General features: G+C 46.8%; 21 protein-coding genes. 8 read left to right on the top strand and 13 right to left on the bottom strand.

All coding sequences use genetic code 11. The features are described from left to right. Nucleotides 1-77 precede the first annotated feature (77 nt). Nucleotides 78-1,112, bottom strand: coding sequence for an aldose epimerase family protein (locus tag AC5W2J_RS00595; RefSeq protein ID WP_496057539.1), 1,035 nt, complete (start codon nucleotides 1,110-1,112; stop codon nucleotides 78-80). 121 nt (nucleotides 1,113-1,233) lie between these two features. Between AC5W2J_RS00595 and AC5W2J_RS00600 the strand changes: the two genes are divergently transcribed. Both AC5W2J_RS00600 and AC5W2J_RS00605 read left to right on the top strand, forming a co-directional pair. Continuing rightward, the gene (locus AC5W2J_RS00600; protein WP_496057540.1) at nucleotides 1,234-1,563 is read left to right on the top strand and encodes a tRNA-binding protein; all 330 of its coding nucleotides are present in this window, start codon (nucleotides 1,234-1,236) and stop codon (nucleotides 1,561-1,563) included. Nucleotides 1,564-1,578: 15 nt separating this feature from the next. Continuing rightward, on the top strand, nucleotides 1,579-2,580 hold the full coding sequence (locus AC5W2J_RS00605) for an LLM class flavin-dependent oxidoreductase (protein WP_496057541.1): 1,002 nt from the start codon (nucleotides 1,579-1,581) through the stop codon (nucleotides 2,578-2,580). Nucleotides 2,581-2,618: 38 nt separating this feature from the next. Here the strand turns inward: AC5W2J_RS00605 and AC5W2J_RS00610 are convergent, their stop codons facing one another. The 7 genes from AC5W2J_RS00610 to AC5W2J_RS00640 form a co-directional block, all read right to left on the bottom strand. Continuing rightward, nucleotides 2,619-4,454 (bottom strand): ABC transporter ATP-binding protein, encoded by a 1,836-nt coding sequence (locus AC5W2J_RS00610; protein WP_496057542.1) that lies wholly within the window; start codon nucleotides 4,452-4,454, stop codon nucleotides 2,619-2,621. After that, nucleotides 4,447-6,177: an ABC transporter ATP-binding protein gene (locus tag AC5W2J_RS00615; protein ID WP_496057543.1), complete on the bottom strand. Its 1,731-nt coding sequence runs from the start codon at nucleotides 6,175-6,177 to the stop codon at nucleotides 4,447-4,449. Before AC5W2J_RS00615 ends, AC5W2J_RS00610 begins: the two co-directional genes overlap by 8 nt. 146 nt (nucleotides 6,178-6,323) lie before the next feature. Then, nucleotides 6,324-6,767 (bottom strand): hypothetical protein, encoded by a 444-nt coding sequence (locus AC5W2J_RS00620; protein ID WP_496057544.1) that lies wholly within the window; start codon nucleotides 6,765-6,767, stop codon nucleotides 6,324-6,326. Nucleotides 6,768-6,796: 29 nt separating this feature from the next. Further along, entirely contained in the window at nucleotides 6,797-7,735 is a 939-nt protein-coding gene (locus AC5W2J_RS00625) for an NADP-dependent oxidoreductase (RefSeq protein ID WP_496057545.1), read from the bottom strand. A 16-nt stretch (nucleotides 7,736-7,751) separates the two neighbouring features. After that, entirely contained in the window at nucleotides 7,752-8,762 is a 1,011-nt protein-coding gene (locus AC5W2J_RS00630) for a zinc-binding alcohol dehydrogenase family protein (RefSeq protein WP_496057546.1), read from the bottom strand. Nucleotides 8,763-8,957: 195 nt separating this feature from the next. Next, complete coding sequence (locus tag AC5W2J_RS00635; protein WP_496057547.1) at nucleotides 8,958-10,337, bottom strand: FAD-dependent oxidoreductase; 1,380 nt, start codon at nucleotides 10,335-10,337, stop codon at nucleotides 8,958-8,960. Nucleotides 10,338-10,508: 171 nt separating this feature from the next. After that, a complete protein-coding gene (locus tag AC5W2J_RS00640; RefSeq protein WP_496057548.1) occupies nucleotides 10,509-11,525 on the bottom strand; it encodes a zinc-binding alcohol dehydrogenase family protein in 1,017 nt (338 codons plus the stop codon). Between the two features lie 164 nt (nucleotides 11,526-11,689). On the opposite strand from AC5W2J_RS00640, the gene AC5W2J_RS00645 reads away from it, so the two are divergent. Further along, a complete protein-coding gene (locus AC5W2J_RS00645) occupies nucleotides 11,690-12,748 on the top strand; it encodes an FUSC family protein (protein ID WP_496057549.1) in 1,059 nt (352 codons plus the stop codon). A 494-nt stretch (nucleotides 12,749-13,242) separates the two neighbouring features. Then, nucleotides 13,243-14,754, top strand: coding sequence for a UDP-N-acetylmuramoyl-L-alanyl-D-glutamate--2,6-diaminopimelate ligase (locus tag AC5W2J_RS00650; protein WP_496057550.1), 1,512 nt, complete (start codon nucleotides 13,243-13,245; stop codon nucleotides 14,752-14,754). Between the two features lie 94 nt (nucleotides 14,755-14,848). Here the strand turns inward: AC5W2J_RS00650 and AC5W2J_RS00655 are convergent, their stop codons facing one another. The 4 genes from AC5W2J_RS00655 to AC5W2J_RS00670 all read right to left on the bottom strand — a co-directional run bounded on the left by AC5W2J_RS00655 (nucleotide 14,849) and on the right by AC5W2J_RS00670 (nucleotide 18,247). Continuing rightward, a complete protein-coding gene (locus AC5W2J_RS00655; RefSeq protein WP_496057551.1) occupies nucleotides 14,849-16,270 on the bottom strand; it encodes a HAMP domain-containing sensor histidine kinase in 1,422 nt (473 codons plus the stop codon). Beyond that, complete coding sequence (locus tag AC5W2J_RS00660) at nucleotides 16,263-16,946, bottom strand: response regulator transcription factor (protein WP_496057552.1); 684 nt, start codon at nucleotides 16,944-16,946, stop codon at nucleotides 16,263-16,265. The genes AC5W2J_RS00655 and AC5W2J_RS00660 overlap by 8 nt, the downstream gene beginning before the upstream one ends. A 219-nt stretch (nucleotides 16,947-17,165) precedes the next feature. Beyond that, on the bottom strand, nucleotides 17,166-17,699 hold the full coding sequence (locus AC5W2J_RS00665; RefSeq protein ID WP_496058208.1) for a chromate transporter: 534 nt from the start codon (nucleotides 17,697-17,699) through the stop codon (nucleotides 17,166-17,168). Continuing rightward, complete coding sequence (locus AC5W2J_RS00670; RefSeq protein ID WP_496057553.1) at nucleotides 17,699-18,247, bottom strand: chromate transporter; 549 nt, start codon at nucleotides 18,245-18,247, stop codon at nucleotides 17,699-17,701. Before AC5W2J_RS00670 ends, AC5W2J_RS00665 begins: the two co-directional genes overlap by 1 nt. 159 nt (nucleotides 18,248-18,406) lie before the next feature. Here AC5W2J_RS00670 and AC5W2J_RS00675 point away from each other — a divergent pair, with 159 nt between their 5' ends. Together AC5W2J_RS00675 and AC5W2J_RS00680 are read left to right on the top strand one after the other, a co-directional pair. Next, a complete protein-coding gene (locus AC5W2J_RS00675; protein WP_496057554.1) occupies nucleotides 18,407-18,853 on the top strand; it encodes an Lrp/AsnC family transcriptional regulator in 447 nt (148 codons plus the stop codon). A gap of 104 nt (nucleotides 18,854-18,957) precedes the next feature. Next, complete coding sequence (locus tag AC5W2J_RS00680; protein WP_496057555.1) at nucleotides 18,958-19,530, top strand: superoxide dismutase family protein; 573 nt, start codon at nucleotides 18,958-18,960, stop codon at nucleotides 19,528-19,530. Between the two features lie 299 nt (nucleotides 19,531-19,829). Here AC5W2J_RS00680 and cobT read toward each other — a convergent pair whose 3' ends face one another. Next, nucleotides 19,830-20,864, bottom strand: a complete 1,035-nt coding sequence (gene cobT, locus AC5W2J_RS00685) for a nicotinate-nucleotide--dimethylbenzimidazole phosphoribosyltransferase (RefSeq protein WP_496057556.1) — start codon at nucleotides 20,862-20,864, stop codon at nucleotides 19,830-19,832. Between the two features lie 180 nt (nucleotides 20,865-21,044). Between cobT and AC5W2J_RS00690 the strand changes: the two genes are divergently transcribed. Both AC5W2J_RS00690 and AC5W2J_RS00695 read left to right on the top strand, forming a co-directional pair. Then, complete coding sequence (locus tag AC5W2J_RS00690; protein WP_496057557.1) at nucleotides 21,045-21,821, top strand: DeoR/GlpR family DNA-binding transcription regulator; 777 nt, start codon at nucleotides 21,045-21,047, stop codon at nucleotides 21,819-21,821. After that, nucleotides 21,818-22,675, top strand: coding sequence for a Cof-type HAD-IIB family hydrolase (locus AC5W2J_RS00695; RefSeq protein ID WP_496057558.1), 858 nt, complete (start codon nucleotides 21,818-21,820; stop codon nucleotides 22,673-22,675). The genes AC5W2J_RS00690 and AC5W2J_RS00695 overlap by 4 nt, the downstream gene beginning before the upstream one ends. Nucleotides 22,676-22,706: the final 31 nt, after the last annotated feature.

Below are 22,706 nucleotides of genomic sequence, written 5' to 3' on the forward strand. Positions count from 1 at the left end.
GATCGTCTATTTTCTCATTTCGCTGTTAATAAGGGTAAGGATCATAACAAAAGTAAGTGGGATAGTCCCGGTTTTTCTTATTTCAGCCGGGGAGCAAAGTGAAAGCTCGTAGATGCCTGATACGTTTCCCCTTTTTTCAATTCGCAGGTTTTCCCCTGGCTGGAAAAGCCGACAGGAAGGCGCTGTGTTTCAATACAAAGACCGGCAAACGGAAACGAGGCGCCGGTTTTGAGCTTCAGATCATCACCCATCTGGGCAGCGGAGAAAATAACCGCCCCGGGCTCTGTTGTCTGCACCGTCATTTTGATTCCGGTATCGCCTGTAAACACGATATCCTCTTTTTTATTTCCCCAGATAAAGAAATGGTCCAGTCCGCTGCCGGCTAAAAGAAGCTGCGGGTGATCATTTTTTTTCACGGCGTTGATCGCTTCTCCCTGCTGCATCGGAAAGATGTCCGCTGCCGGAAGTACCTCGCCTGTCGGGATCATTTCCCCGTCCAGCTCGAGCATCCCTTCAGCCGGGCCTTTGAGCGTCTGATTCAGCACAGAGCTCTGCACGTCTCCGCTCAAATTAAAATAGCTGTGGTTCGTTAAGCTGACAAGCGTCGCTTGATCGCTGGACGCTTTATAGTCAATGGTGAGCATGTCCTGTTCCAATGTGTACATGACCGTTACATCGAGCCGGCCCGGGTATCCTTCTTCGCCGTCCTCGGATGTATAGGAAAATACAACAGCCGGCCTCTTCTCATCATCCTGAATTTCCACGTCCCAGCATACTTGGGCAAATCCTGTGTCTCCGCCGTGCAGGTGATGATCCCCATGGTTCTTCGTAAGCGGGTACTTCTGCCCTTCTATTTCTGCCTCGGCGTTGGGTATTCTCCCCGCTACGCGTCCGACTACAGCTCCGAGCGCATTGCCGTCGGTGACATAATCAGCCGGATCTTCATAAGCAAGAACCAGGTTCTCTTCTTCCCCTTTTTCATTTTTTAAATAAATGCCGTTGATCCGGCACCCCAGGTTTAATGCCGTAACGCGGAGTCCGCTGTCATTTGTGAGTTCTATTTCTGTTAACGTTTTTCCTGAATATGTGCCAAGTTCTTTTTGTTTTATCATAATAATGTCTGCCTCCCGTTTTGGTCGTCCTGCCTCTTATTCCCATTTTATTCCGGATTCATGCTTTTTTTCTAAAAATCTACTCCGGCTCATGCTATACTTTTTCCAGGAGGAGATACCTATGGCGTCTATAGAGGACTTCAATGCGCTCGATATACGTGCCGGCACGATCACTGCGTCAGAGGATTTTCCCGAAGCAGTAAAACCTGCTTATCAATTATGGATCGATTTCGGTGAAGAACTGGGCCGGAAACAATCCAGTGCCCAGCTGACAGACCTTTATACAAAAAAAGAGCTTATCGGAAAACAGGTGCTGGCGGTCGTTAATTTCCCTGTCCGCCGGATCGCCGGGTTCCGTTCTGAAGTACTCGTATTAGGATTATATTCAGAAGACGGCGTCGTACTGATACAGCCCGATAAACCAATCAATAACGGAAGCAAATTAGGATAGAAAGGTTGCGTTTGTTTGAAACTAAGTGTATTAGACCAGTCACCCATCCCCTCCGGCTCTGACGCTCATGAAGCTCTCTGCAACACGAAAGAACTGGCCCGTCATGCAGAAGCACTCGGCTATACCCGCTTCTGGGTCGCAGAACACCATAGTACAAGCGGGCTTGCCAGCACCTCGCCGGAAATATTAATTTCCCACCTGGCTTCCTGTACGAGCCGTATCCGGGTCGGCTCGGGCGGCGTTCTGCTTCCGCAGTACAGTCCATATAAAGTTGCCGAAAACTTTAAAATGCTGGAAGCCTTATTTCCCGGCCGCATCGACCTTGGGGTCGGCCGGTCCCCGGGAGGCGGACAGACGATCCGTCTGGCTTTGACCGACGGCGTGAAGAAAAATTTAATTGAATTCCCGCGCCTTTTGGCGGATCTGCAGGGATTTATCGACAGCAGCCTGCCAAGCGGGCACCCTTACGCATCGATTAAAGCTTCTCCCATGACCACGTTTCTTCCGGAAACCTGGGTGCTAGGTCTTTCCACCCGTGGAGCCAAACACGCAGCAAAGAACAGCGCCGGCTTTACATACGGCCATTTTATTAATCCAACCCAGGGCCGGGAGGCGGCGGAAGCTTATATGGAAAGCTTTGTTCCAAGCGAACGGCTTCCTTCCCCAGCGGTTAATTTCTGCATTTTTGTCGTATGTGCTCCTACGCAGGATGAAGCCGACAAGCTCGCATTGAGCCAGGATAGATGGCTTCTAAACGTAGAAAAAGGGACGAGCACGAAGCTCCCTTCCCCGGACGAACTGTTCCAGCAGCGTTTATCCGAAGAGGATAAAAAACGGATCAGGGAAAACCGGGCCCGGACGATTGTAGGCACTCCGTCATTCGTCAAAGCAAAGCTTGAAAAACTGGCCGAACAATACCAGGCGGACGAGGCCCTTATTATTACCAACATTTACGACCACGAAGCCCGGCTGCGTTCGTATACGCTTCTGGCCGAAGCATTCGGCTTATCCGAATAACCAAAAAACCCGGAACGCTTATATGCGCTTCCGGGTTTTCAGCTTACATAATGTTCCATTTGACTAGCCTGCAGCTTCTGGTAAAAACCTTTTTGTTTCATCAGCTCTTCGTGTGACCCTTTTTCGGCGATAGACCCGTCCTGAAGAACAATAATCTGGTCTGCCTGCTGGATCGTATTCAGCCGGTGGGCAATCACGAAACTTGTTCTGCCTTTCAACAGACGCTCCAGTGCTTCCTGGATTTTCACTTCTGTAATGGTATCCACATTGCTCGTTGCCTCATCAAGCACGAGAATTTTTGGATCAGCCAGCAGCGCCCGTGCAATTGAAATCAGCTGTTTCTGCCCTTGGCTGATTCCATCTCCGTCCTGCTGCAGAATCGTGTCGTACTGATTCGGAAGCCGCTGAATAAAGCTGTGGGCATTCGCTTCTCTTGCGGCTTTTTCCACCTCTTCATCGGTGGCATCAAGACGACCGTAGCGGATATTGTCCCGAAGCGACCCCTGAAACAAGAAAGCTTCCTGAAGCACAAACCCCATCTGCTGCCTGAGGTGAATCCGGGAGGCTTTGTTAATATCGACTCCATCCAGCGTAATCTGCCCCTGCCCCGGTTCATAAAAACGGGAAAGCAGCTGGATAAGGGTCGTTTTCCCTGCTCCGGTCGGCCCGACAAACGCTACCGTTTCCCCCGGCCGCGCCTGCAGGCTGATATCTTTGATCGTCTGTCCGCTTTCTTTGTTATAAGCAAAGCTGACATGAGAAAAGGCTACTTCTCCCCGGATCGTCTTCCACGGCGATTCTCCTGCCGGTTCTTCCTCTTTTTCTTCATCCATAATATCAAACACCCGTTCCGCGCCGGCAAGCGCAGACAAAATCGTATTAAACTGGTTGGCCAGGTCACTCAGCGGACGCGTAAATTGACGCGCATATTCGACGAACACGACGATAACCCCTATCGTAATAACACCCTGTACAGCCAGGAAACCGCCGGCACCGGCTATAAGCGCAAAACTGACATTGTTCAGCGTGTTCATCAGCTTCGGAATGAATCCGGAAATCGTCTGTGCCCAAAAGCCGGCCTGCTTTAACTCCGTACTTTTATGATGAAATTCCTCCAGCACTCTCGGTTCCTGGGAAAATGACTTGATCATACGCTGGCCGGACATTGTTTCCTGAATATATCCATTAAGGTCACCGAGGCGGCGCTGCTGCGCTTTAAATAAAATCCGTGTGCGTTTTGTAATCCACTTCAGTCCGAGTGCCATTAATGGAACAATGGTAAGCGTAATAACCGTCAACAGCGGACTGAGCCAGATCATAACGACGAGCGTGCCGATCAACGTCAACAGGCTCGTAAACACTTGTATAATGGAACTGTTCAGCGTCGTGCTGATATTATCCATATCATTGGTCACACGGCTCATTAAATCCCCGTGCTGCCTATTATCAAAAAATGGAATCGGCAGATCATGCAGATGGTGAAACAGATCCTGCCTCATTTGAAACACGGCCTCCTGCGCCACGCTTATCATCATAAACTGCTGAATCAGCACCGTGACGGAATGCAGAATGTAAACAACAGCAAGCGTCAGTAGAAACACGCCCACGACTGAGGCATCCTGCGAAACTATGAACCGGTCAATACCAATTCCGACAAGAAGCGGCCCGAGCAGGGCCAGAGCGGAGCTTAAGGCAATCATTATAATAATAACGACCAGCTTCCACTTTTTATACGTTAAGTAGGCCCATAATCTTTTGAGTGTCTGCCGCCAGTTCTGCATTTTGGGGCGGTCGGCCCGCGGGGCATATTCCTCGTACATGGCTCCGAGCTTTTTCCTGGAGTAGGTAAACGGGTCCTTTACCTGCTTAAACATAAGACACCGACCCCTTTCCAAGCTGCGACTCTGTGATTTTACGGTACAGTTCGGATTCCTGTAACAGTTCTTTGTGCGTCCCCTGCGCGGAGATGGTGCCATCCTCCAGCAGAAACACCCTGTCTGCATTCATGGCTGTACTGATTTTCTGCGTAATAAGCAGCGTCGTACAGGCATATTCCTGAAGCGCTCCGACGAGCTTTCTTTCCGTACCCGCATCAAGTGCGCTTGTGCTGTCGTCCAGCAGGAGGATCGCCGGCTCCCGGACAAATGCCCGCGCAATTGAAACCCGCTGTTTCTGACCTCCTGATAAATTGACGCCTTTCTGCCCGACCCGCGTTTGATATCCATCCGGTAGATCTGCGATCATCTCGTGAATCTGGGCCCGCTTTGCCGCTGTTTCGATTTCTTCATCGGTGGCATTTTCTTTGCCCCACTCGATGTTTTCCCTCATCGTGCCGGTAAATAAAAACGGCTCCTGCGGGACGTAGCCGACGTGCTGGCGCAGATCGGCCGTGTCTATCTCACGGATGTCTTTGCCGTCCAGTCGTATCGTGCCGGAATCGGCTTCATACAGCTTCGGAATCAGCTGAAACAAAGACGTTTTGCCGGAACCGGTGGCGCCGAGAATCGCTATCCTCTCACCGGCTTTTATGTCAAAATTCACATCTTCAAGCACGGGAACCGCTGTCTCCGGATAATGAAACCAGACATTTTCAAAAGTAAGCCTTCCGCTGACGGCAGCAGGAGCTGACGTTCGTTTCGTATCCGCAAAAGGCTTCGTTTCGGTATCGAGTACTTCCCCAATCCGCACCGAAGAGGCTCTTGCTCTGGATACCATCATAATGATCCAGCCGAAAATGGAAAGAGCGCCCGTCATTCTTGTCGCGTAGTTAACTAAAGCGACAATTTCTCCGGTAGTCGCTCCGCCGGCCTGAACCTGCATATTTCCAAACCAGAGGACACCGATAATGGTGGCATTCATAATCAGCAGAATGACCGGCATCGTCAATTCAGCCATCCGCAGCGCCGATACGGTTTGAAAACGCAGGTCTTCAGCGGATTTGGTAAAATGGCCTTTTTCGACATTCTGTCTTAAAAAGACACGGATCAGGCGGATACGGGACAGGTTATCCTGCATCACCCGGTTTACGGTATCAAGCTTCGCCTGGACCGAACGGAACATCTTGTCCGCCCGCTTCATTACCCAGAAAAGAAATCCCAGAATGATCGGAACCGTAATTAAAAAAAGCAGTCCCAGCTGCCAGTTTACGATCAGCGCCATGACGACACTTCCCGCTACAAGAAGCGGTGCACGAAGAAAAAAGCGCAGGCTCATAAAGATCGTCTGCTGGATGGAAGTAACGTCATTGGTCATTCTCGTTAAAAGCGTTGATGTCTGAAAAGCTGCAAAGTGGGAGAAAGAAAAGGCCTGGACTTTATGGTACACGCGGCTTCGAATATCAAGGCCCGCGCTCTGGCTGATATGAGCGGCGTAAAAAGAACTGATAATCCCGCCCGCAAAAGCGACCACGGACATCCCGACGAGAAGCGCCCCGAGTTGAAAGACGACTCCCAGATCTTCCTGCATGACGCCTTCGTCAATAATCCTGGCTATAATAAACGGCTGCAGCAGCTCCACGGACAATTCCACAAGCATGACAAATAAAGCAATGACCACGCCTATTTTGTAAGGCTTTAAAAACGTCAGGATCCTGCGCACTTTTCTTCCTCCCTTCTGTTGTTTATTCTCTTCGAGTGTCTAAGTATTTTACCATACCCGTTCGCATCCCTCAAAAGCAGAGACCTGCGGTTTATTTCTTCGTAAAAAAGGCAGAACCCGCGATACGGATTCTGCCTGGTTCATGCTTATTTCATCATGTCTTCGCGCACTTTCTTTTCTACTTCACCCTCGGGGCCGTAGCATTGTTCTGATTCGTTCCATGACATTTTTATTTCATTGACGACCTTTTTCGTATCGATTGTATTGTCTGTATGCTTTTCAAAAAACTTAATATGCTCCTGCGCAGGCAGCTCTTCGTTTACATACATTTGTTTAATAATGCTGTTGTACACGCAGGTGGACAGCACTTCAATCATGTCTTCAATTGATTTTTGGTCATCGTCTTCCGAGAAATACACTTCCAGGCTGGCATCGTCATCTATAGTGTAATCTTCTCCAATGCGGACCTCAACAGGGACATAATTTACCCGAACCTGCCCGTCCATTTCTTTTTTTGCTTTTGGTTTAACAAACGGAAAACTGCATGCAATAACGCCTTCTGCGTTTTTGTTCTTATCTAGTCCAAACATGGAATCCCTCCTAGTTGTGGTAACACAATTTACTTCTGGTTGTTGAGGACAAGCTTGCCGCGGACATGACCGTCCTGACTGGACTGATGAGCCTGTTTTACTCCCTCAGCGGTCAGCGGCAGCACTTCTGTTACGACCGGAACAATCATATCAAGCTGAAGCAGTGCGGCAATTTCCTGCAGCTGTTTTCCGCTGGCTTGAATAGAATGATACGCGGTGCGGATGTTTCTGTTCCGGGCGGCTTCCGTATCCGGATTTCCTATCACAGAAACAATCATCCCGCCTTCTTTTAAAGCAGGAAGGGCCTTTTCTGCTGTCGGACCGCCTACAAGATCAAATATTAAATCCACCTCATTGAGCAGGTCAGCCGGGTTATCCTTTTTGTAATCAATGGGACGGTCTGCCCCTATTGATTTTAAAAATCCCTGGTTTTCCCCGCCGGCCGTCGCGGCTACATACGCGCCTTTATGCTTGGCAATCTGCACGGCAAAGCTTCCTACGCCCCCGGCTCCGCCGAGAATTAATACGTTATCGCCATCCTGTACATCCGCCACATCATTCAGCACCTGCCATGCGGTAAGGCAGGCAAGCGGTACAGAAGCGGCTTCCGAGAAACTCAGCCGCTCCGGAATTTTAGCCAGCTTTTCTTCTTCTATGCACGTATAATCTGCGTACGCTCCATTTTCATTCATTTCTGTCTTCGCAAACACGGCATCGCCTTTTTTGAAAGCAGATACGCCGCTTCCTGTCTCCACAATCACTCCGGCTGCGTCCCATCCTAAAATGACTGGAAATCGAAGAGGAAGCCTGTCTTTTAAATATCCTTCTCTTACTTTCCAATCAATTGGATTGACAGAAGCCGCTTTTACTTCAATTAATACCTGATCGGCTTTAGGCACCGGTCTATCCATCTCTACTTCTTTAAATTCATTTTCACTTCCATACTGCTCAATTACGATGGCTTTCATGTCCTGCACCCTCCTTCTAGTCTTCTGCTATCACTACTTTTCCAATCATTCTTCCTGATTCTACTTTTTGGTGGCCTTCTCTGATTTGTTCAGCGTCTATAGGAGAAAGGGTTTCCGACAGGGTCGAGCGAAGCACTCCTTTATCCATCATTTCAGCAGCTTCGTTTAAAATACGGTGCTGCTCCCGTACATCATCTGTCATATAAGAGGAGCGCGTAAACATAAACTCCCAGACAAAAGCTGCGCTTTTATGCTGAAGCAGTGTAAGGTCAAGCTTTTCTTCTGTTTCCACAATCGAGCAGATCACTCCCTGCGGACTCACAATTTCTGCCATGCTTTCCCAATGACCGGCTGTATCGTTCAGGCAGAAAATATAAGGTACGTCCGGAAAACCTGCCTGCTGGAGCTGTGGAAGCAGCTCTTCTTTATGATTAATGATGTGATCTGCGCCTAATTCTCTGCACCAGTCTGCGGATGGCTGCCGGGAAGCAGTAGCGATCACTTCCAGTCCGGCAAGCTTGGCCAGCTGGATGGCTACAGAACCTACACCGCCGGCCTCTCCAAGAATCAGTACCGGCTGGCGCTTATCTGTTTCACTTGAGATGCCCATCCGTTCAAACAGGCCTTCCCAGGCCGTAAGCGTTGTAAGAGGCATCGCCGCACTCTCTGCAAAGCTTAAGCTTTTCGGCTTTCTGCCGACAATTCGTTCATCCACCAGATGAAATTCGCTGTTAGTGCCGGGCCTGCTCACATCTCCAGCGTAATATACTTCATCGCCCGGTTTAAAAAGCTGGCAGCGTTCGCCTACTTCTTCCACTATACCAGCCGCATCAAAACCAAGTACCTGTGCCTCTCTGGTTTTTTCTTCGTTTGACATTCTGACTTTGGTGTCCACCGGATTAACAGATACTGCTTTTATTCGTACGAGGATATCATGATCCTCGGCTTTCGGTTTATCTTTTGTTATATTTTGTAAGCTATCATCGTTATTGATAGGAAGAGATTCAAAAAATCCAACTGCATTCATGATGTACATCCTTTCTCTTGTGCGCATTTCCAATTTGTTTCATTCGTTCATCTTAAATAATTTACCTTTTTTCCTGGAGGTTGAAACCTTAATGACTATTCTTTACAGTATGAATTTTTATACTGCCTTTATTTAGACATAAATAAAAGCACGGCCGGAAGCCGTGCTTTTTTATCTTTATTTTAATACAGGTGCTTATAATGCGGCCTGCGCCGTTTTTTGGAAGGATGCCTGCGTCTTTAGATCTTTCATCGCCTGCAGACCCGCCATATTTAAATAGTTCCAGGGCTTGTTAAAGTGGGGCTGGAAAAAGAAGTCATTCATTGCAAGCTGCTCTACTGTCATCTGCTGCTGAACAGCCACGCTCAGCGTATTAATGGACTGGGTAAAGTCTGCTTCGGAAATAACCTGGGCGCCAAGCAGCCGGTGCGTTTCCATGTCATACACGATTTTCAGCTTAATCACTGCGTTATCGGGCATAAACGCCGGCCGGTAATCATCTTCCACTACTGCCGCTCCGGTATGGAAGCCAGCCTGTCTGGCTGCCATCTCTGTCATTCCGGTGGATGCCATTTGGTGCTCATAGATCTTTAAACCGGAAGTTCCCTGAGTACCGGGATGTGCCAGCACAGGACCTTCCAGGTTGTGCGCGACAAGCGTTCCCATACGGACGGCATTTGTAGCAAGCGGAATGTACGCATTGCCCCCGGTTGGGTTATACGGAACAGTGCAGCAGTCTCCTGCCGCAAACACATCCGGCTGGCTTGTCTGCATATACTTATCTACAATAATTGCCCCATTGTCGAGCATGTCCACTTCCCCGCGGAATAAATCCGTGTTGGGACGAAAGCCGATGCACATAACAACCATATCCGTTTCGTATTCTCCGTTCGTCGTTACTACTTTCCGGACCGTTCCTTCTTCTCCTTTGAATTCGCGGACCGTTTCCCCGAGCACCATATTTACGCCGCGTGCGTCCAAAGACTCCTGTACCGGGGCAGTAAATTCCGGATCAAGGTATTTATTTAAAATTCTCGTTTCCCCGTCAATCAAAGTAACCTTTTTGCCGGCTTCTTCAAATGCTTCCACGAGCTCAATACCAATATATCCGGCCCCAACGATTGTAATATGCTCTGCATACTCTGCTTGTTTAATAATATGCCGGGCATGATTGAAGTTTTTGCAGAGCATAATGTTATCCAGCTCCCGGCCCGGAATCGGCGGGGTGATCGGCCATGATCCTGTCGTAATTACAAGCTTATCAAACTGATATTCTGTTGTTTCGTTTGTCTGCAGATTTTTGGCCAGCAGCGTTTTATTTATGGTATCCGTGTCGAGCACTTCATGCTCAAGATGCATATGAACACCGAGGTCTTCCATTCCTTTGGGAGAGGCATAAAATAATCCGTCCGGGTCATTCACCACTCCACCAACGTATAAAGCGATGCCGCAGGATAGAAAGGATATATTATCATTTTTCTCAAATACATGAATGTCGGCTTCCGGATACATTTCGATCATATTGGTAATGGCTGCCGTACCCGCGTGGGTGCAGCCAATAACTGCTATTTCCATTGTAGTTCCTCCTGTTGTGAATGTTTTCACATGAGATTGTGAAGTTATTCACATTTATTTGTAACCTTAGTATAGTACGCCTTTATTTGTTCCGCAAGTATTTGTGAATGTTTTCACATAAAGTTCACACATAGAAAAAAACCGCAGCATAATCAATGCCGCGGTCCCCTTTTACTGTACTTCTATAACAAGCTTTCCGATCATTTTTCCAGACTCTATTTTCTTATGCGCTTCTTTCACTGTATCAGCCTCCAGCGGAGACAGCGTTTCTGTCAACGTGGTCTGCAGGGCTCCTTTATCGAGAAGTTCGCTGACTTCTGTAAGGAGCCGGTGCTGGGCAATCATATCGTCTGTCTGATGCATCGGCCTGGTGAACATATACTCCCAGGCAAACGTTACGCTTTTATGCTGAAGCTGGGAAAGATCGAGCGCTTCCTTCGTTCCAACGATAGAACATATTTTCCCCTGCGGCGCGATCGAGTCCACCATGTTCTTCCAATGATAGGCGGTATCATTCAGGCAGAAAATATAAGGCACACTTTCCAAATCGAGGGCTTCCAGCTGGGGCAGAAGCGGCTCCCGATGATTGATGACCTCATCCGCTCCCATTTTTCTGCACCACTCTACTGATTCCGGCCTGGAAGCAGTCGCAATAACCTGCATTCCGGCCCATTTGGCCAGCTGGATCGCAATGGATCCGACTCCGCCTGCTCCGCCGATAATTAAGATGGACTTGTACTGGTCTTTCTCCGAATCAATGCCAAGCCGGGTGAACATGCCTTCCCAGGCAGTGATTGCGGTAAGCGGTACGGCCGCACTCTCGGCAAAACTGAGCTGCCTTGGTTTTTTGCCGACGATACGCTCATCCACTATATGTTTTTCTCCATAGGCTCCGGACCGTGACTTATCTCCGGCGTAGAACACTTCATCACCCGGCTTAAAAATCTGGCAGTGCTCTCCGACAGCTTCTACGATACCTGATGCATCCCATCCAATAATCTGCGGCTCCTCTTCTTTAACGTCCGGTCCTTTCGACATTCGTGTTTTTGCGTCTACAGGATTTATGGAAACTGCTTTTACACGAACAACCAGATCATGGGTCCCCGGTACCGGGTCCGGCACCTCCACATTTAGAAAACTGTCTTTTTCTTCTATAGGAAGATATTGATAAAAACCTACTGCTTTCATAGCTGTCCCTCCATCTAAGTAAATTTGCTGGAACAATTCTTTTCTTATGTTTTAGAGTACCTTACTTAAGAACATTCCGAAACCGTTTTCCTTAAAGCGACGGGACATCTTTATTTTTTTCCTTTATACTGAAAAAAGATATTCGTGCAGGAAGGCGTTTTACAATGATAAAAAAATGGGTTTCCAAAATACGAGGGGAGCGGATGATAAAAACAGCACTTGCCGTTTTTTTCACTGTTCTTATCTGCCGGCTCTTTGACCTCCCGCCGGCTTTTGCTGTTATTGCGGCCATAGTCACGTTGGAACCAACCGCGGCTGACAGCGTTCAAAAAGGACTGCAGCGCTTTCCCGCTACTTTAATCGGTACCGCGCTGTCGCTTGGTTCTTTGTTTTTATTCGGCCAGACGGCTCTTGCATTTACTCTGGCTGCTGTACTGACCATTTACATATGCTATAAGCTCCGCCTCGAAGCCGGAATTCTTGTTGCTACTCTTACAGCTGTATTAATGATACCTGTCGCAGAAGCGCCATATCTCATTGAATTTATTCAACGGGCCGGCACAACGCTTATTGGAATCAGTGTTTCCACGATTGTTAATCTTATGATTCTCCCACCCCACTTTTCAAGAATGGTGGCCGAGAAAAATGAAGTGCTGTTTTCGCAGTCCGGGCGGCTTCTCCTTGAGAAAACAGCTGAAATTGTTGAAAGCAGCGAATCTAAAAATTACACCAGAAAACGTTTTTCTGATATGCAGAGGCAGCTGAGTGCTTCCATTGAACTGATTTCCCATCAGAAAAAAGAATGGAAATACCACCGTTACAGCGACCGGGACATGATGTTTTTCACGTATCAAAAAGAGCAGCTCTATGCGCTCGAACGAATTATTTACCATACGCACAGTTTATTTATGGTTAAAGACGATGAATTTACTCTATTTCCGGAAAAACAGGAAGTTGTCAACCGGGCCGTACACTCGATTGCCAACGTCCTCGAGCAGAAAAGCAGAAACATACCAGCGGCGCACTATACGATTATCGAACAGCTGGACCGGACGTTCCGCCAGGTGCAGCTCGAATGGCCGGAAACAAACGAATCCGCCTACCACCATCACTTTTCCGGGGAAGTTATTATTTTGTATGTACTGCTTTCCATCCATGATGTACTCGAAGAGCTGGAACAGATTCACAAGCAGTATGACCTGGATACGTCCACCTTCTCCTAATAGACATTACTGCGCAGCAGCCTCCTTTTCCCGAATGGACTGCTGCTTTTTTCTATATACAAATAGATATCCGGACCAGCCGCAGAAAAACAATCGAGACAAGAACGGCTTTTCCAGATAAATGAGCGGGTATTTTCTTATCCTTATCGTATCAGTATGTTCTTTTTATACCTGAGTCCCGTTCTTTTGTAAACTTTATGTGAGAAAAGTTTATCCAACAGGCCGAAAATCCTTACTTTTAATCATTGGATTATTAAAGGGATAGCGTTTATACTTAGAAAAGCTGGTTTATGTTGAGCGTGTGTCGGTCTAACGTCCTGTTTTTTTGTATAACCTTTCTAAAACGTTTTTACAGGGGTAGGACAGGGTATTCAGTATAGTAAAAACAATTTATACATAATAAGTGATCCGATCGCTCTTTATTTTCGTATACGTTATTTATACACCAGGAAAGTGCTTAAAAGGCACGTTAATTCATAAAAGGAGTCGTGACTATGTTTTTCTCACTAACTACTGCACAGCAGCACCTATCCATTACGTCTATATGGGGACCAGAACAGACGGAGGTCGACTCCCTGTGCTACAACTCTTCAGAGGCTGAAACAAATTCTGCCTTCTTTTGTATTATCGGTTCTCAGGCGGACGGACATGAGTATGCACGGGAAGCCATCAACAATGGCGCATCGATAATTGTCGGTTCAAACGGACCATTCTTGGAAAAATTAACTAATACTTATCCATCGGTTACGTTTTTGCACGTAGCTGATTCGAAAGTTGCAATGGCAGAATTTTCAATATTTTTCCATAATTTTGTTCATCAGTCCTTGAAAACAATAGGCGTTACAGGTACAAATGGAAAAACGACCGTAACTGCCTATACACGTACTCTTCTTAACCGTTTAGCCGTACCTACCGGCATTATGGGAACAGCAGGTATGTGGGACCATCAGAGCAAACTCACTTTCAAGCAGAACACACCTACAACGCCGGAGTCACCTGATCTGCACGCGATTTTTGAAAGAATATACCAAAATGGGGCAAAAGCGGTTTCACTTGAAGCAACGTCTATTGCTATCGAACAACAGCGTCTTCACGGTATTATGTTTGATGTCGGTATTCATACCAACCTTTCACCCGAGCATCTTGATTTTCACAACACGATGAATCAATATAAGCAGTCCAAGCTTAAATTGTTCAAACAGTCCAAACAAGCTGTAGTAAACCTTGATGACGAGGGCATGGCTGAAGATATTCTTGCTGTATTTAAAGGTCCGCTGCTAACATACAGCATCGAAAAGAAAGCTGATGTATACGCTGAGCATATTGTACCGGATGAAACCGGTACATCGTTGACAGTAGTGACCGGGAACAACCGGTATGACATTCATGTTCCTGTTTTTGGTGCTTACAACATTTCCAATCTGCTGTCTTCTGTCTGCGCCTGTATGCATTTAGGAATGGAAGAAGAGCAGATTATTGCCCAGCTTCCTTTCATTGAAGGCCCGGAAGGACGGTTCCAGATAATCGATCATTACCCGCGCTACAAAATAATTCTCGATTATGCCCACACCCCGGATGCACTTGAACTTGTTATAGAAGCCGCTAAGAAGCTTAAACACCGCAGGCTTATCCTAATGTTGACCGGCATTGGTCTAAGAGATCCTCTAAAAAGACCTAAAATGGCAAAGGCCGCGGAGGGAAAAGCAGATGCTTTTGTGGTCAGCGTTGATCACCCCGGCTTTACAGACCGGGAAAAAGTAGCTGATGATGTAGTATCCGGCTTCAGCGACCCTCATGCTGCGAATGTTTACAAGGAGCCCCTCCGCGAACATGCGATTCACCGCTCCCTTTCGCTTTCAGAAGAAGGGGATCTCGTACTGATAACCGGCTTAGGCTTCGGCGGTTATCAGCATGTCAATGGCGAGCAGGTTCCTTACGATGAACTGCAGGTTATTCAGGACTTCTTCGACAAAGAGAAAGCTCAAAACATTGTCTCAAGCTCATGAATAAATGTTTTTATTTTTTCATCTATACAAAAGGACGGTCCAGTTTTTATGGACCGTCCTTTTGTACATACTAATGCAGATTTTTTATTATATCTTATTCAGTTGGAAAGCACAGCACAAAAATAGTTTCCCCCGGCCGGCTGCTTTTCAGCATCAAATCTCCATTTAAACTTTGGGCAATCATCAAGCTGAAAGCAAGTCCAAGGCCAAGTCCATGCGTCTCATATTTTTTATTTTCTCCACGGAAAAACCGTTCAAAAATATATTCTTTCTCTTTTTCTTCTATTCCTTTGCCGCTGTCTGTTACTTCAATATAGGCCTGCCCGTTTTCTTGTTTCACATTTACGTGAATCGTACCTTCCATTTCCGGTCCAAAGGACTGCTGCGCGTTATTCAGCAGGTTAATCATAATCTGCTGAAGCCTGGCAGAGTCAATCTGAACGTATATATTCTCCTCCGGCACATCTAATTGAAGTGTTGTCCGGCTCTCTTTGTTTGTAATATTCCATTGATGAATGACCTCCTGTACCAGAGCCCCCATCTCTCTTTCTTCCATTACCACGTTGACGCCATTGGCACTAAAAGTATTAAAAGCGAGAAGATCTGCCACCATCGTTTTCATCCGTTCTGTTTCTTTCAATGAAATATCAATGAATTCCACAGCTTCTTCATCCGTTACTACGTCATCTTTTACAGCCTGCAGAAGGCCGCTGATGGAAGTAACCGGGGTTTTCAACTCATGAGTCACCCCTGCCAGCAGTTCTGTCCGCAGCTTTTCGAGGCGCTGCAGCCTGGCGGACATTTCTTTAAAAGAATCGACCAGGTCATGGATTTCTTTTTCCCGGATATTTTCCGGCAGCGTAAAGTTGTAATTCTGTTCCTTTACGAGCTTCGCGGCACCCGAGACCCGCTTTACAGGGTAAGACAGCCTGCGTGATAAAATATATATGGTCAGCCAGCCCAATAGAGCGAGCGCTACAACCATAATAGCTACCAGGCCGTATTCCTGATTTAACTGAGCCACTTCATTTACCGGCTGAATTATAACGACCCAGCCGATATTCGTGCCATCTTGAATAATCGGTGCTTTTACTAAAAAAGAGTTTCCTATCATATCAATATTTAACCGCTGGATCGAATCCTCTTTTTCAAGAACGCTGGCGGGAAAAGCAAGCTCCGGTTCAAATCCCCGGATAGCGTTGCTGGTAATCGAATCCCCGTTGTTATCTACAATATAAATAAGCGGGTTGGTTTCAATATTAAGTACGCTCTGCCTGTCCTGAAAAAAATCAGGCACTTCCTCCCTCGGGAGTGTCCCGCTTTCGTCCCCCTCTGTCGCCACACGGTCTGCCATTTCCTGAGCTACCAGCTGCGTTACGTTAAGCCGGTGATCTACGGTCGTCTGGCGGATCCAGAATAAAGAAAGCGCTGCAATAATAAGCAGTCCGATTAGCAGGGTCAGTAAATAGAGAGTCGTCCAGTAGCGGAGAATGGACACTTTCCGGTTTTTATTCATAAACACAGAACTGATACCCCAATCCCCGCAGTGTCTTTATTTCTCCTTCTGAAGAAGGCCAGTGTTTTAAGGATTGGCGGATTCTTTTAATAGAAAGGTCGACGGCCCGGTCGCTGCCTTCATAATCCATGCCCCATACGTGGTAGATAATCTGCTCGCGTTCCATCGTTTGATTCGGATGATCGGCCAAAAATAAAAATAACGATAAATCCCGCGGGGAAAACGTTATATCCACCCCATTTAATGTAACGCGGTGTGCTTTCGTATAGACCGTCAGGCTCCCGAAATGCTGAACGTCTTCTTCAGACAACGTGGTGCCTGAGCGCCTGAGAACGGCTTTCACACGGGCTACTACTTCTTTTCCGTCAAACGGCTTTGGTATGTAATCATCCGCCCCTTCATCGAGTCCCTTCAAGCGGTAATCCATATCTCCCAGTGCCGTCAGCATAATCACAGGACAGGCGCTTTTTTCTCTTATATGTTTAAGAATCTCCCAGCCGTCACGACCCGGAAGCATCACATCAACCAGAGCCAGATCCGGTCGTTTATGATCAAAAGCTTTTACGGCCTCATCCCCATGATAAACCTGTTCGGTTTCGAACCCGGCTTTTTGCAGGTAGGCTTTTAATACTTGGCTGATCGAAGCTTCGTCTTCTACTATAAGTATTTTTTCCATATAGGTCCCCTCACTTTTTTCCAGTATACCAACTTTTTTATACACGTAAAAAATAAACGGGGTAAAATCAAAATTTTCTTTAAATGAACGCAGATATAAAGAGAGAGCCTCCGATGGCGTTCGGAGACTCTCTCTTATATATTATTTAAAAGGGGGTATGAATATAATATAAAGGCTTAATGTGTCCGGTGTATGTCGAATAAAAAAAGATTTATATTTTTAGCTGCCCAGAAATAAAATACCGTACAAAATAGAAAGAATGATAACGAAAGCGGGATGCACTTTCCACTTCTCCATCAGCAGGTAGCTGCCTATAATTAAAAGAATAGTCTGCACCGTACCGGCTCCGTCCAGCGCACTTTCCAGAAATTGAAAGGTCAAAATACCGAGCAGCACAGCGATAATCGGCCGTACATAGGTTGTCAGCCTTTTCACTTTCGGTGACTGCCGATATGCGTACAGCAGCCCCATTAGAAGCAGCATTAAAATAAGTGAAGGTGCAATCGTTGCAAATAGAGCTACAGCGGCCCCGAACACGCCTCCTGCTTCATAACCGATATAAGCCGCCATTTTTGTGGCAATAGGTCCCGGCAGCGCATTTCCGATGGCAAGCACTTCACTGAATTCTCCTACGCTCATCCATCCATACCGCTCTACAACTTCATATTGAATCAGCGGAATCGAAGCCGGCCCGCCGCCATATCCAAGAATACCCGGCAGAAAAAAAGCTACAAAGATTTCCCAGTAAATGATCACGCGGTCCCCTCCTTCTTTTTATCCTTTTGAAACAAGGCTGCAGCAATCAAAAGAATGATAACGATTGCAGGATGAACATTAAGGACACTAATAATAAGCAGGCCGAATAGAATAAAAAACAACACCCGCACCCAGCCCAGGTCTTTCGTGGATTTTTGAATAAAGCTCCACGTAAGCACGCCCATCATGACGGTAACGACCGGAAGTACCCCATTTGTAATGCCGTTCACCCAGGCAGCATCCTGAAAGTTGGCCAATACAGCAAACAGGGCAATCATCAACACAGCAGTCGGTCCTACAATAGCGATAACCCCATTCACGGCGCCAAGTGCTCCGCCCTTTTTATAGCCGATGTAACCGGCAAGCTTTGTCACGATCGGTCCCGGCAGCGTATTGCCAAGCGCAAGCACATCCCCGAATTCTTCATCGGTCATCCATTTATAATGCTCGACTACCTCTTTATGTACTAAAGGAATAGAGGCCGGGCCGCCGCCGTACCCAAGCATCCCTACACGAAAAAAAGCTAAAAATATCCGCCACTGCATATAACTACCTCCCTTACTTTTGTTTTCATTATCTTAACACAGAATAACTAACGGCTGTATTCTATCCAATAATAACTTCTTTTTGTTTGATTTTTATATTATTTATTTACTTTATGTTAAAATGAACAATAATAGTATGCAAAAAGAAGGAGTGTTCTCATGCTCGACAAATTAGATCAGGGAATCATTGATTGTTTAGTCGAAGACGGCCGCATGTCCTATGTGGAAATTGGCAGACGTTTAAATATTTCGCGTGTGTCCGTAAGAGACCGGGTCCAGCAGCTAAAAGAAAAAGGCATTATCGAACGGTTCAGCGTAGTAGTCAATTCGGAAAAAATCGGAAAAACGGTCTCAGCTTTTTTTGAAGTGGACTGTGAACCCGCATCGCTCGTGGAAGTAGCAGAAACGCTCGTAGACAACCCAAATGTTGCCAGCTGTTACCAAATGACCGGGCCAAGCACCCTGCACATGCATGTACTCGTCGACGATTTTAAACGGCTCGAATTATTTATAAACGAAGAGCTTTATGCACTCGAAGGCATCACCCGCGTGGAAAGCCATATCCTTTTAAGACGATTTAAAAGCCGATCCGGCCTGAAGCTTTAAAAGTGATATGCTTGTAAGTTGTGGCATATTTGTGAATTGTCGTTTAAACCTCTCCATTTAAGTGAAAACATAAACATAGGAATACTTATAAAGGGGAGAAAAACATGTGGAGAAAAAACATACTGTTTCTTTTTGCAGCAGCGTTCATTTTCATTCTTGCTGCCTGCGGAAACAGCGGTGCAGAAGATGAACAGGATGAAATTGCATCAGAAGGCGGTCAGTACACGGCATCAGTTAATCTGATGACAAGTGACGAAGCGGATGCCGGTACGGCAGAAATTGTTCAGTCGGAAGATGGAAATGTAACCGTTCAGCTGGACCTTTCCGGTCTTCCAGCTGATAGTACGCACGGTATTCATATCCATGAAACCGGCGAATGTACAGCACCGGACTTTGAATCAGCGGGTGATCATTTCAATCCAACTGATGCCGAGCACGGCACGGAATCAGAAGGCGGCCCTCACGCAGGAGACCTTCCAAACATCGAAACCGATGAAAATGGAGAAGTAACGACGGAGCTTGATGCCTCTAATGATATTATTGTAGATCGTCAAGAAGATAATTCCTTATTTGACGATGGCAATACAGCCCTTGTGATCCATGAAAATGAAGACGACTATGAAACACAGCCTGCTGGTGATGCAGGAGACCGCATTGCCTGCGGCGTTATTGAATAATAAAGCAAAAGACCACCTTTGAGGGCGGTCTTTTGAGCTTCTCGAGAAAGTTATTCCATTTTGTATATCTATACATTATGTCAGTATCTTTTTAGTAGGGATTAAATGATACGTATAAGAAAGTAGTTCGACGGCGACTCAGACAGACCAGCCATCGGTGAAGATAAAGAGATCGTTCTTTCCTCTTTAGCTGAGGCATGGCCTGTCGAAAGCTTCCGCCGATATCATTTTTTTGAATAATATAAGCACTTACTCTCTTTTCAATAGCCTGTAAAGACCGCCTTTAAGGGCGGTCTTTTTTAGTACCCGGCTAAATCATCAAAAGTTGCCATGTCTCTTATCATTGCTGCCGAAGCTTCCAGCACAGCGTGGGCAAGCAGCGCTCCTGTTCCTTCCCCCAGCCTCATTCCAAGGTCCAGAATCGGCTCCAGCCCCAGCTTTTCAATAGCAAAATCATGGCCTTTTTCCGCAGAACGGTGTCCTGAAAATAAATAAGGTTTGATGTCCGGACATAATTTCACAGCGGCCAGTGCAGCCGTCGTGTTAATGAATCCATCCACAATGACCGGAACCCTCCTTTGCGCTGCTTCCAGCATAGCCCCTGTCATTCCTGCTATTTCATAGCCGCCTACCTCAGCCAGAACGCTCCATATGTCAGCCGGGTCCGGTTTTCTTTCAGCCAGTGACTCACGGATAATCGTTTCCTTTTGTGCAATGCCTTTGTCATCCAGCCCTGTTCCTGCACCGGTGACTTCTGACGGATCAACCTGATACAAAGCGGCCAGCACCGCGCTGCTTGACGTGGTATTTCCTATTCCCATTTCTCCGGTAATGAAGCATTCCAGGTCATTCGCTTCTATAAAAACAGCGGCTTCCTCTCTGCCAATCTGGACTGCAGCTTCTGCCTGCTGTTTTGTCATTGCAGATTCTTTCCTGAAATTTTTCGTGCCATTCCCTGCTTTGCGGCTGATGCCGATGAAATGAGGATCGAGTTCCGCCGCCATGCCAATATCAACCAGCTGAAACGCAGCGTTTTTATCCCTGGCAAAGGCGTTAACGGCCGCTCCTTCGTGCTGAAAGTTCTTAGCCATCTGGCCGGTAATGCTCTGCGGAAAAGCAGACACCCCTTCTTCGGTGATGCCGTGATCAGCTGCAAACACGAGTACGCCTGCTTTTTTTACGGACGCCCCGTGTGTTCCTGTAATACCGGCAAGCTGAACGGCTATATCTTCCAGCTTTCCCAAGCTTCCCGGCGGCTTCGTTAACGTTTGTATATAGGTGTATGCTTTTTCTGCTGCTTCTTTGTTAAAAGGTGGAATGGTAAATGTCTGCATTTCAGGCATGCTCCTCATTTTTTATGTATACATGTTCTATTCTTATTGTAGCAATCCTTTTCTTATTAGATGAGCTTCTTTTTTTACAATGAAAAAATCATTACAAATGCTTATACCCACTTAATAAAACTTGTGATATTATCAGTGTATCACTTACTTTCACTTATCCAGGAGGCAGCCATGTATCAAGAAGAAAGACTGATTGCGATTATAGATTACCTTGAAGAGCATGAGCGTGTGTCGGCAGCAGTTATCTGCGATTTATTCGACGTATCTAAAGATACCGCCCGACGTGACCTTGTCCGCTTAGAAGAAGAAAAACGCATTATCCGTACACGGGGAGGCGCTATTCTCCCGAGCAGGCATAACCAGGTAGGCGACTACCAGCAGCGCCTGCAGACAGTGTCTACTGAAAAAAAGAACATTGGACGCATCGCTGCTTCTCTTGTATACGATGAAGACAAGGTAATTCTGGACGCTTCCACTACGGTGCAGGCATGCGCAGAGTATATAAGCGATCAGTCCTGCACGGTTATTACGAATTCCACCCACCAGGCAGCTATCCTTTCGTTAAAACCGAATGTCCGCATTCAGATTTTGGGAGGAGAGCTGCACAAGGAGCAGCAGTTTCTGCATGGCGAATCTGTCACGGATAAGTTAAGTGAGTATTTCACCGATACGGCATTTCTTGGAGTTGTCGGCATTTCTGAAAACGGCCTGACTATTGCACATGAAGAGGACGGCATGGTGAAGCGCAAAATGATCAAACAGGCGAAGCGCCGGATTGCGCTTGCCGACCATTCAAAAATAGGGGTAACGTCTTATTACAAATTTGCCGATCTCTCTGAAATGGACGTATTGATTACCGACAAGCCCCCCTCTCCGGCTTTTCAAAAGCTTCTGAGCCAAAACCGGGTGGAACTTCTTGTCAGTGAAGAAAGGAAAGACAACCAATGAAAAAATTAGTTGCTGTTGATTTAGATGGAACGCTTTTAAACAGTGCCAGCAGGATCAGCCCGGAAAACCTGGACGCCATCCGCAAAGCCCAGCAGAACAATATAGAAGTAGTTATTGCAACCGGCCGGGCCCATTTTGACGTAAAGTACTTGTTTGAAGGCACAGGCATTAACACATGGATTATTGCAGCCAACGGCGCCACCCTTCACACTCCTGATTATACTGAGCATATAAAAATCCCGCTCGATAAGCAGGAAGCGCTCTCTGCGCTCGACTGGCTGGAAAAAAATCGTTTCTACTATGAAGTATTCAGCAATAATGCTATTTACACGGCGCAGGACAGCCGCGATATTTTAACAATTGAAATGGACCGCATTGCCAGTGCCAACCCCGGAATACAGAAGGATGCCCTTCTAAAGTCGGCACGCAAACAGTACAGTCAGTTTGGTTTTTCCTTCATTGACAGCCACAGGGAGCTCGCTGATGAATCCATTGACCTGTTCAATATTCTTGCCTTTTCTTTTGAGCCGCAGAAACTTGAACTAGGCTGGAAAGAGTTTGAAGACCGGAAGGAACTCACTCTGGTAAGTTCCTCCAAACATAATTTTGAATTGGAACATCATACTGCCTCTAAAGGAAAAATGCTGAAGCGCCTTGCGCTGGAGCTCGGAGTGCCTATGGAGCAGACCACCGCTATCGGAGACAGTCTGAATGATGTATCGATGCTCACTGCAGCCGGGCGGGGCTTTGCGATGGCCAACGCACTTGAAGAAGTAAAGCATATCAGCACAGAAGTGACGCGAAGCAACGACGAACACGGCGTGGCCCACGTGCTTCATCAACTTATCGATTAACAGCAAAACCCGGCGCATTGGGTGCGCCGGG

The sequence above is a fragment of the Sinobaca sp. SA16-1 genome (assembly GCF_059510515.1).

Bases quoted from the DNA above. Each gene is read 5' to 3' on its own strand.
- AC5W2J_RS00675 (WP_496057554.1), top strand. From the start codon at position 18,407: ATGCTCGACAAATTAGATCAGGGAATCATTGATTGTTTAGTCGAAGAC.
- AC5W2J_RS00640 (WP_496057548.1), bottom strand. From the start codon at position 11,525: ATGAAAGCAGTAGGTTTTTATCAATATCTTCCTATAGAAGAAAAAGAC.
- AC5W2J_RS00695 (WP_496057558.1), top strand. From the start codon at position 21,818: ATGAAAAAATTAGTTGCTGTTGATTTAGATGGAACGCTTTTAAACAGT.
- AC5W2J_RS00645 (WP_496057549.1), top strand. From the start codon at position 11,690: ATGATAAAAAAATGGGTTTCCAAAATACGAGGGGAGCGGATGATAAAA.
- AC5W2J_RS00610 (WP_496057542.1), bottom strand. From the start codon at position 4,454: ATGTTTAAGCAGGTAAAGGACCCGTTTACCTACTCCAGGAAAAAGCTC.
- AC5W2J_RS00660 (WP_496057552.1), bottom strand. From the start codon at position 16,946: ATGGAAAAAATACTTATAGTAGAAGACGAAGCTTCGATCAGCCAAGTA.
- AC5W2J_RS00655 (WP_496057551.1), bottom strand. From the start codon at position 16,270: ATGAATAAAAACCGGAAAGTGTCCATTCTCCGCTACTGGACGACTCTC.
- AC5W2J_RS00670 (WP_496057553.1), bottom strand. From the start codon at position 18,247: ATGCAGTGGCGGATATTTTTAGCTTTTTTTCGTGTAGGGATGCTTGGG.
- AC5W2J_RS00630 (WP_496057546.1), bottom strand. From the start codon at position 8,762: ATGAATGCAGTTGGATTTTTTGAATCTCTTCCTATCAATAACGATGAT.
- AC5W2J_RS00635 (WP_496057547.1), bottom strand. From the start codon at position 10,337: ATGGAAATAGCAGTTATTGGCTGCACCCACGCGGGTACGGCAGCCATT.
- AC5W2J_RS00595 (WP_496057539.1), bottom strand. From the start codon at position 1,112: ATGATAAAACAAAAAGAACTTGGCACATATTCAGGAAAAACGTTAACA.
- AC5W2J_RS00625 (WP_496057545.1), bottom strand. From the start codon at position 7,735: ATGAAAGCCATCGTAATTGAGCAGTATGGAAGTGAAAATGAATTTAAA.
- AC5W2J_RS00620 (WP_496057544.1), bottom strand. From the start codon at position 6,767: ATGTTTGGACTAGATAAGAACAAAAACGCAGAAGGCGTTATTGCATGC.
- AC5W2J_RS00650 (WP_496057550.1), top strand. From the start codon at position 13,243: ATGTTTTTCTCACTAACTACTGCACAGCAGCACCTATCCATTACGTCT.
- AC5W2J_RS00690 (WP_496057557.1), top strand. From the start codon at position 21,045: ATGTATCAAGAAGAAAGACTGATTGCGATTATAGATTACCTTGAAGAG.
- AC5W2J_RS00600 (WP_496057540.1), top strand. From the start codon at position 1,234: ATGGCGTCTATAGAGGACTTCAATGCGCTCGATATACGTGCCGGCACG.
- AC5W2J_RS00680 (WP_496057555.1), top strand. From the start codon at position 18,958: ATGTGGAGAAAAAACATACTGTTTCTTTTTGCAGCAGCGTTCATTTTC.
- cobT (WP_496057556.1), bottom strand. From the start codon at position 20,864: ATGCAGACATTTACCATTCCACCTTTTAACAAAGAAGCAGCAGAAAAA.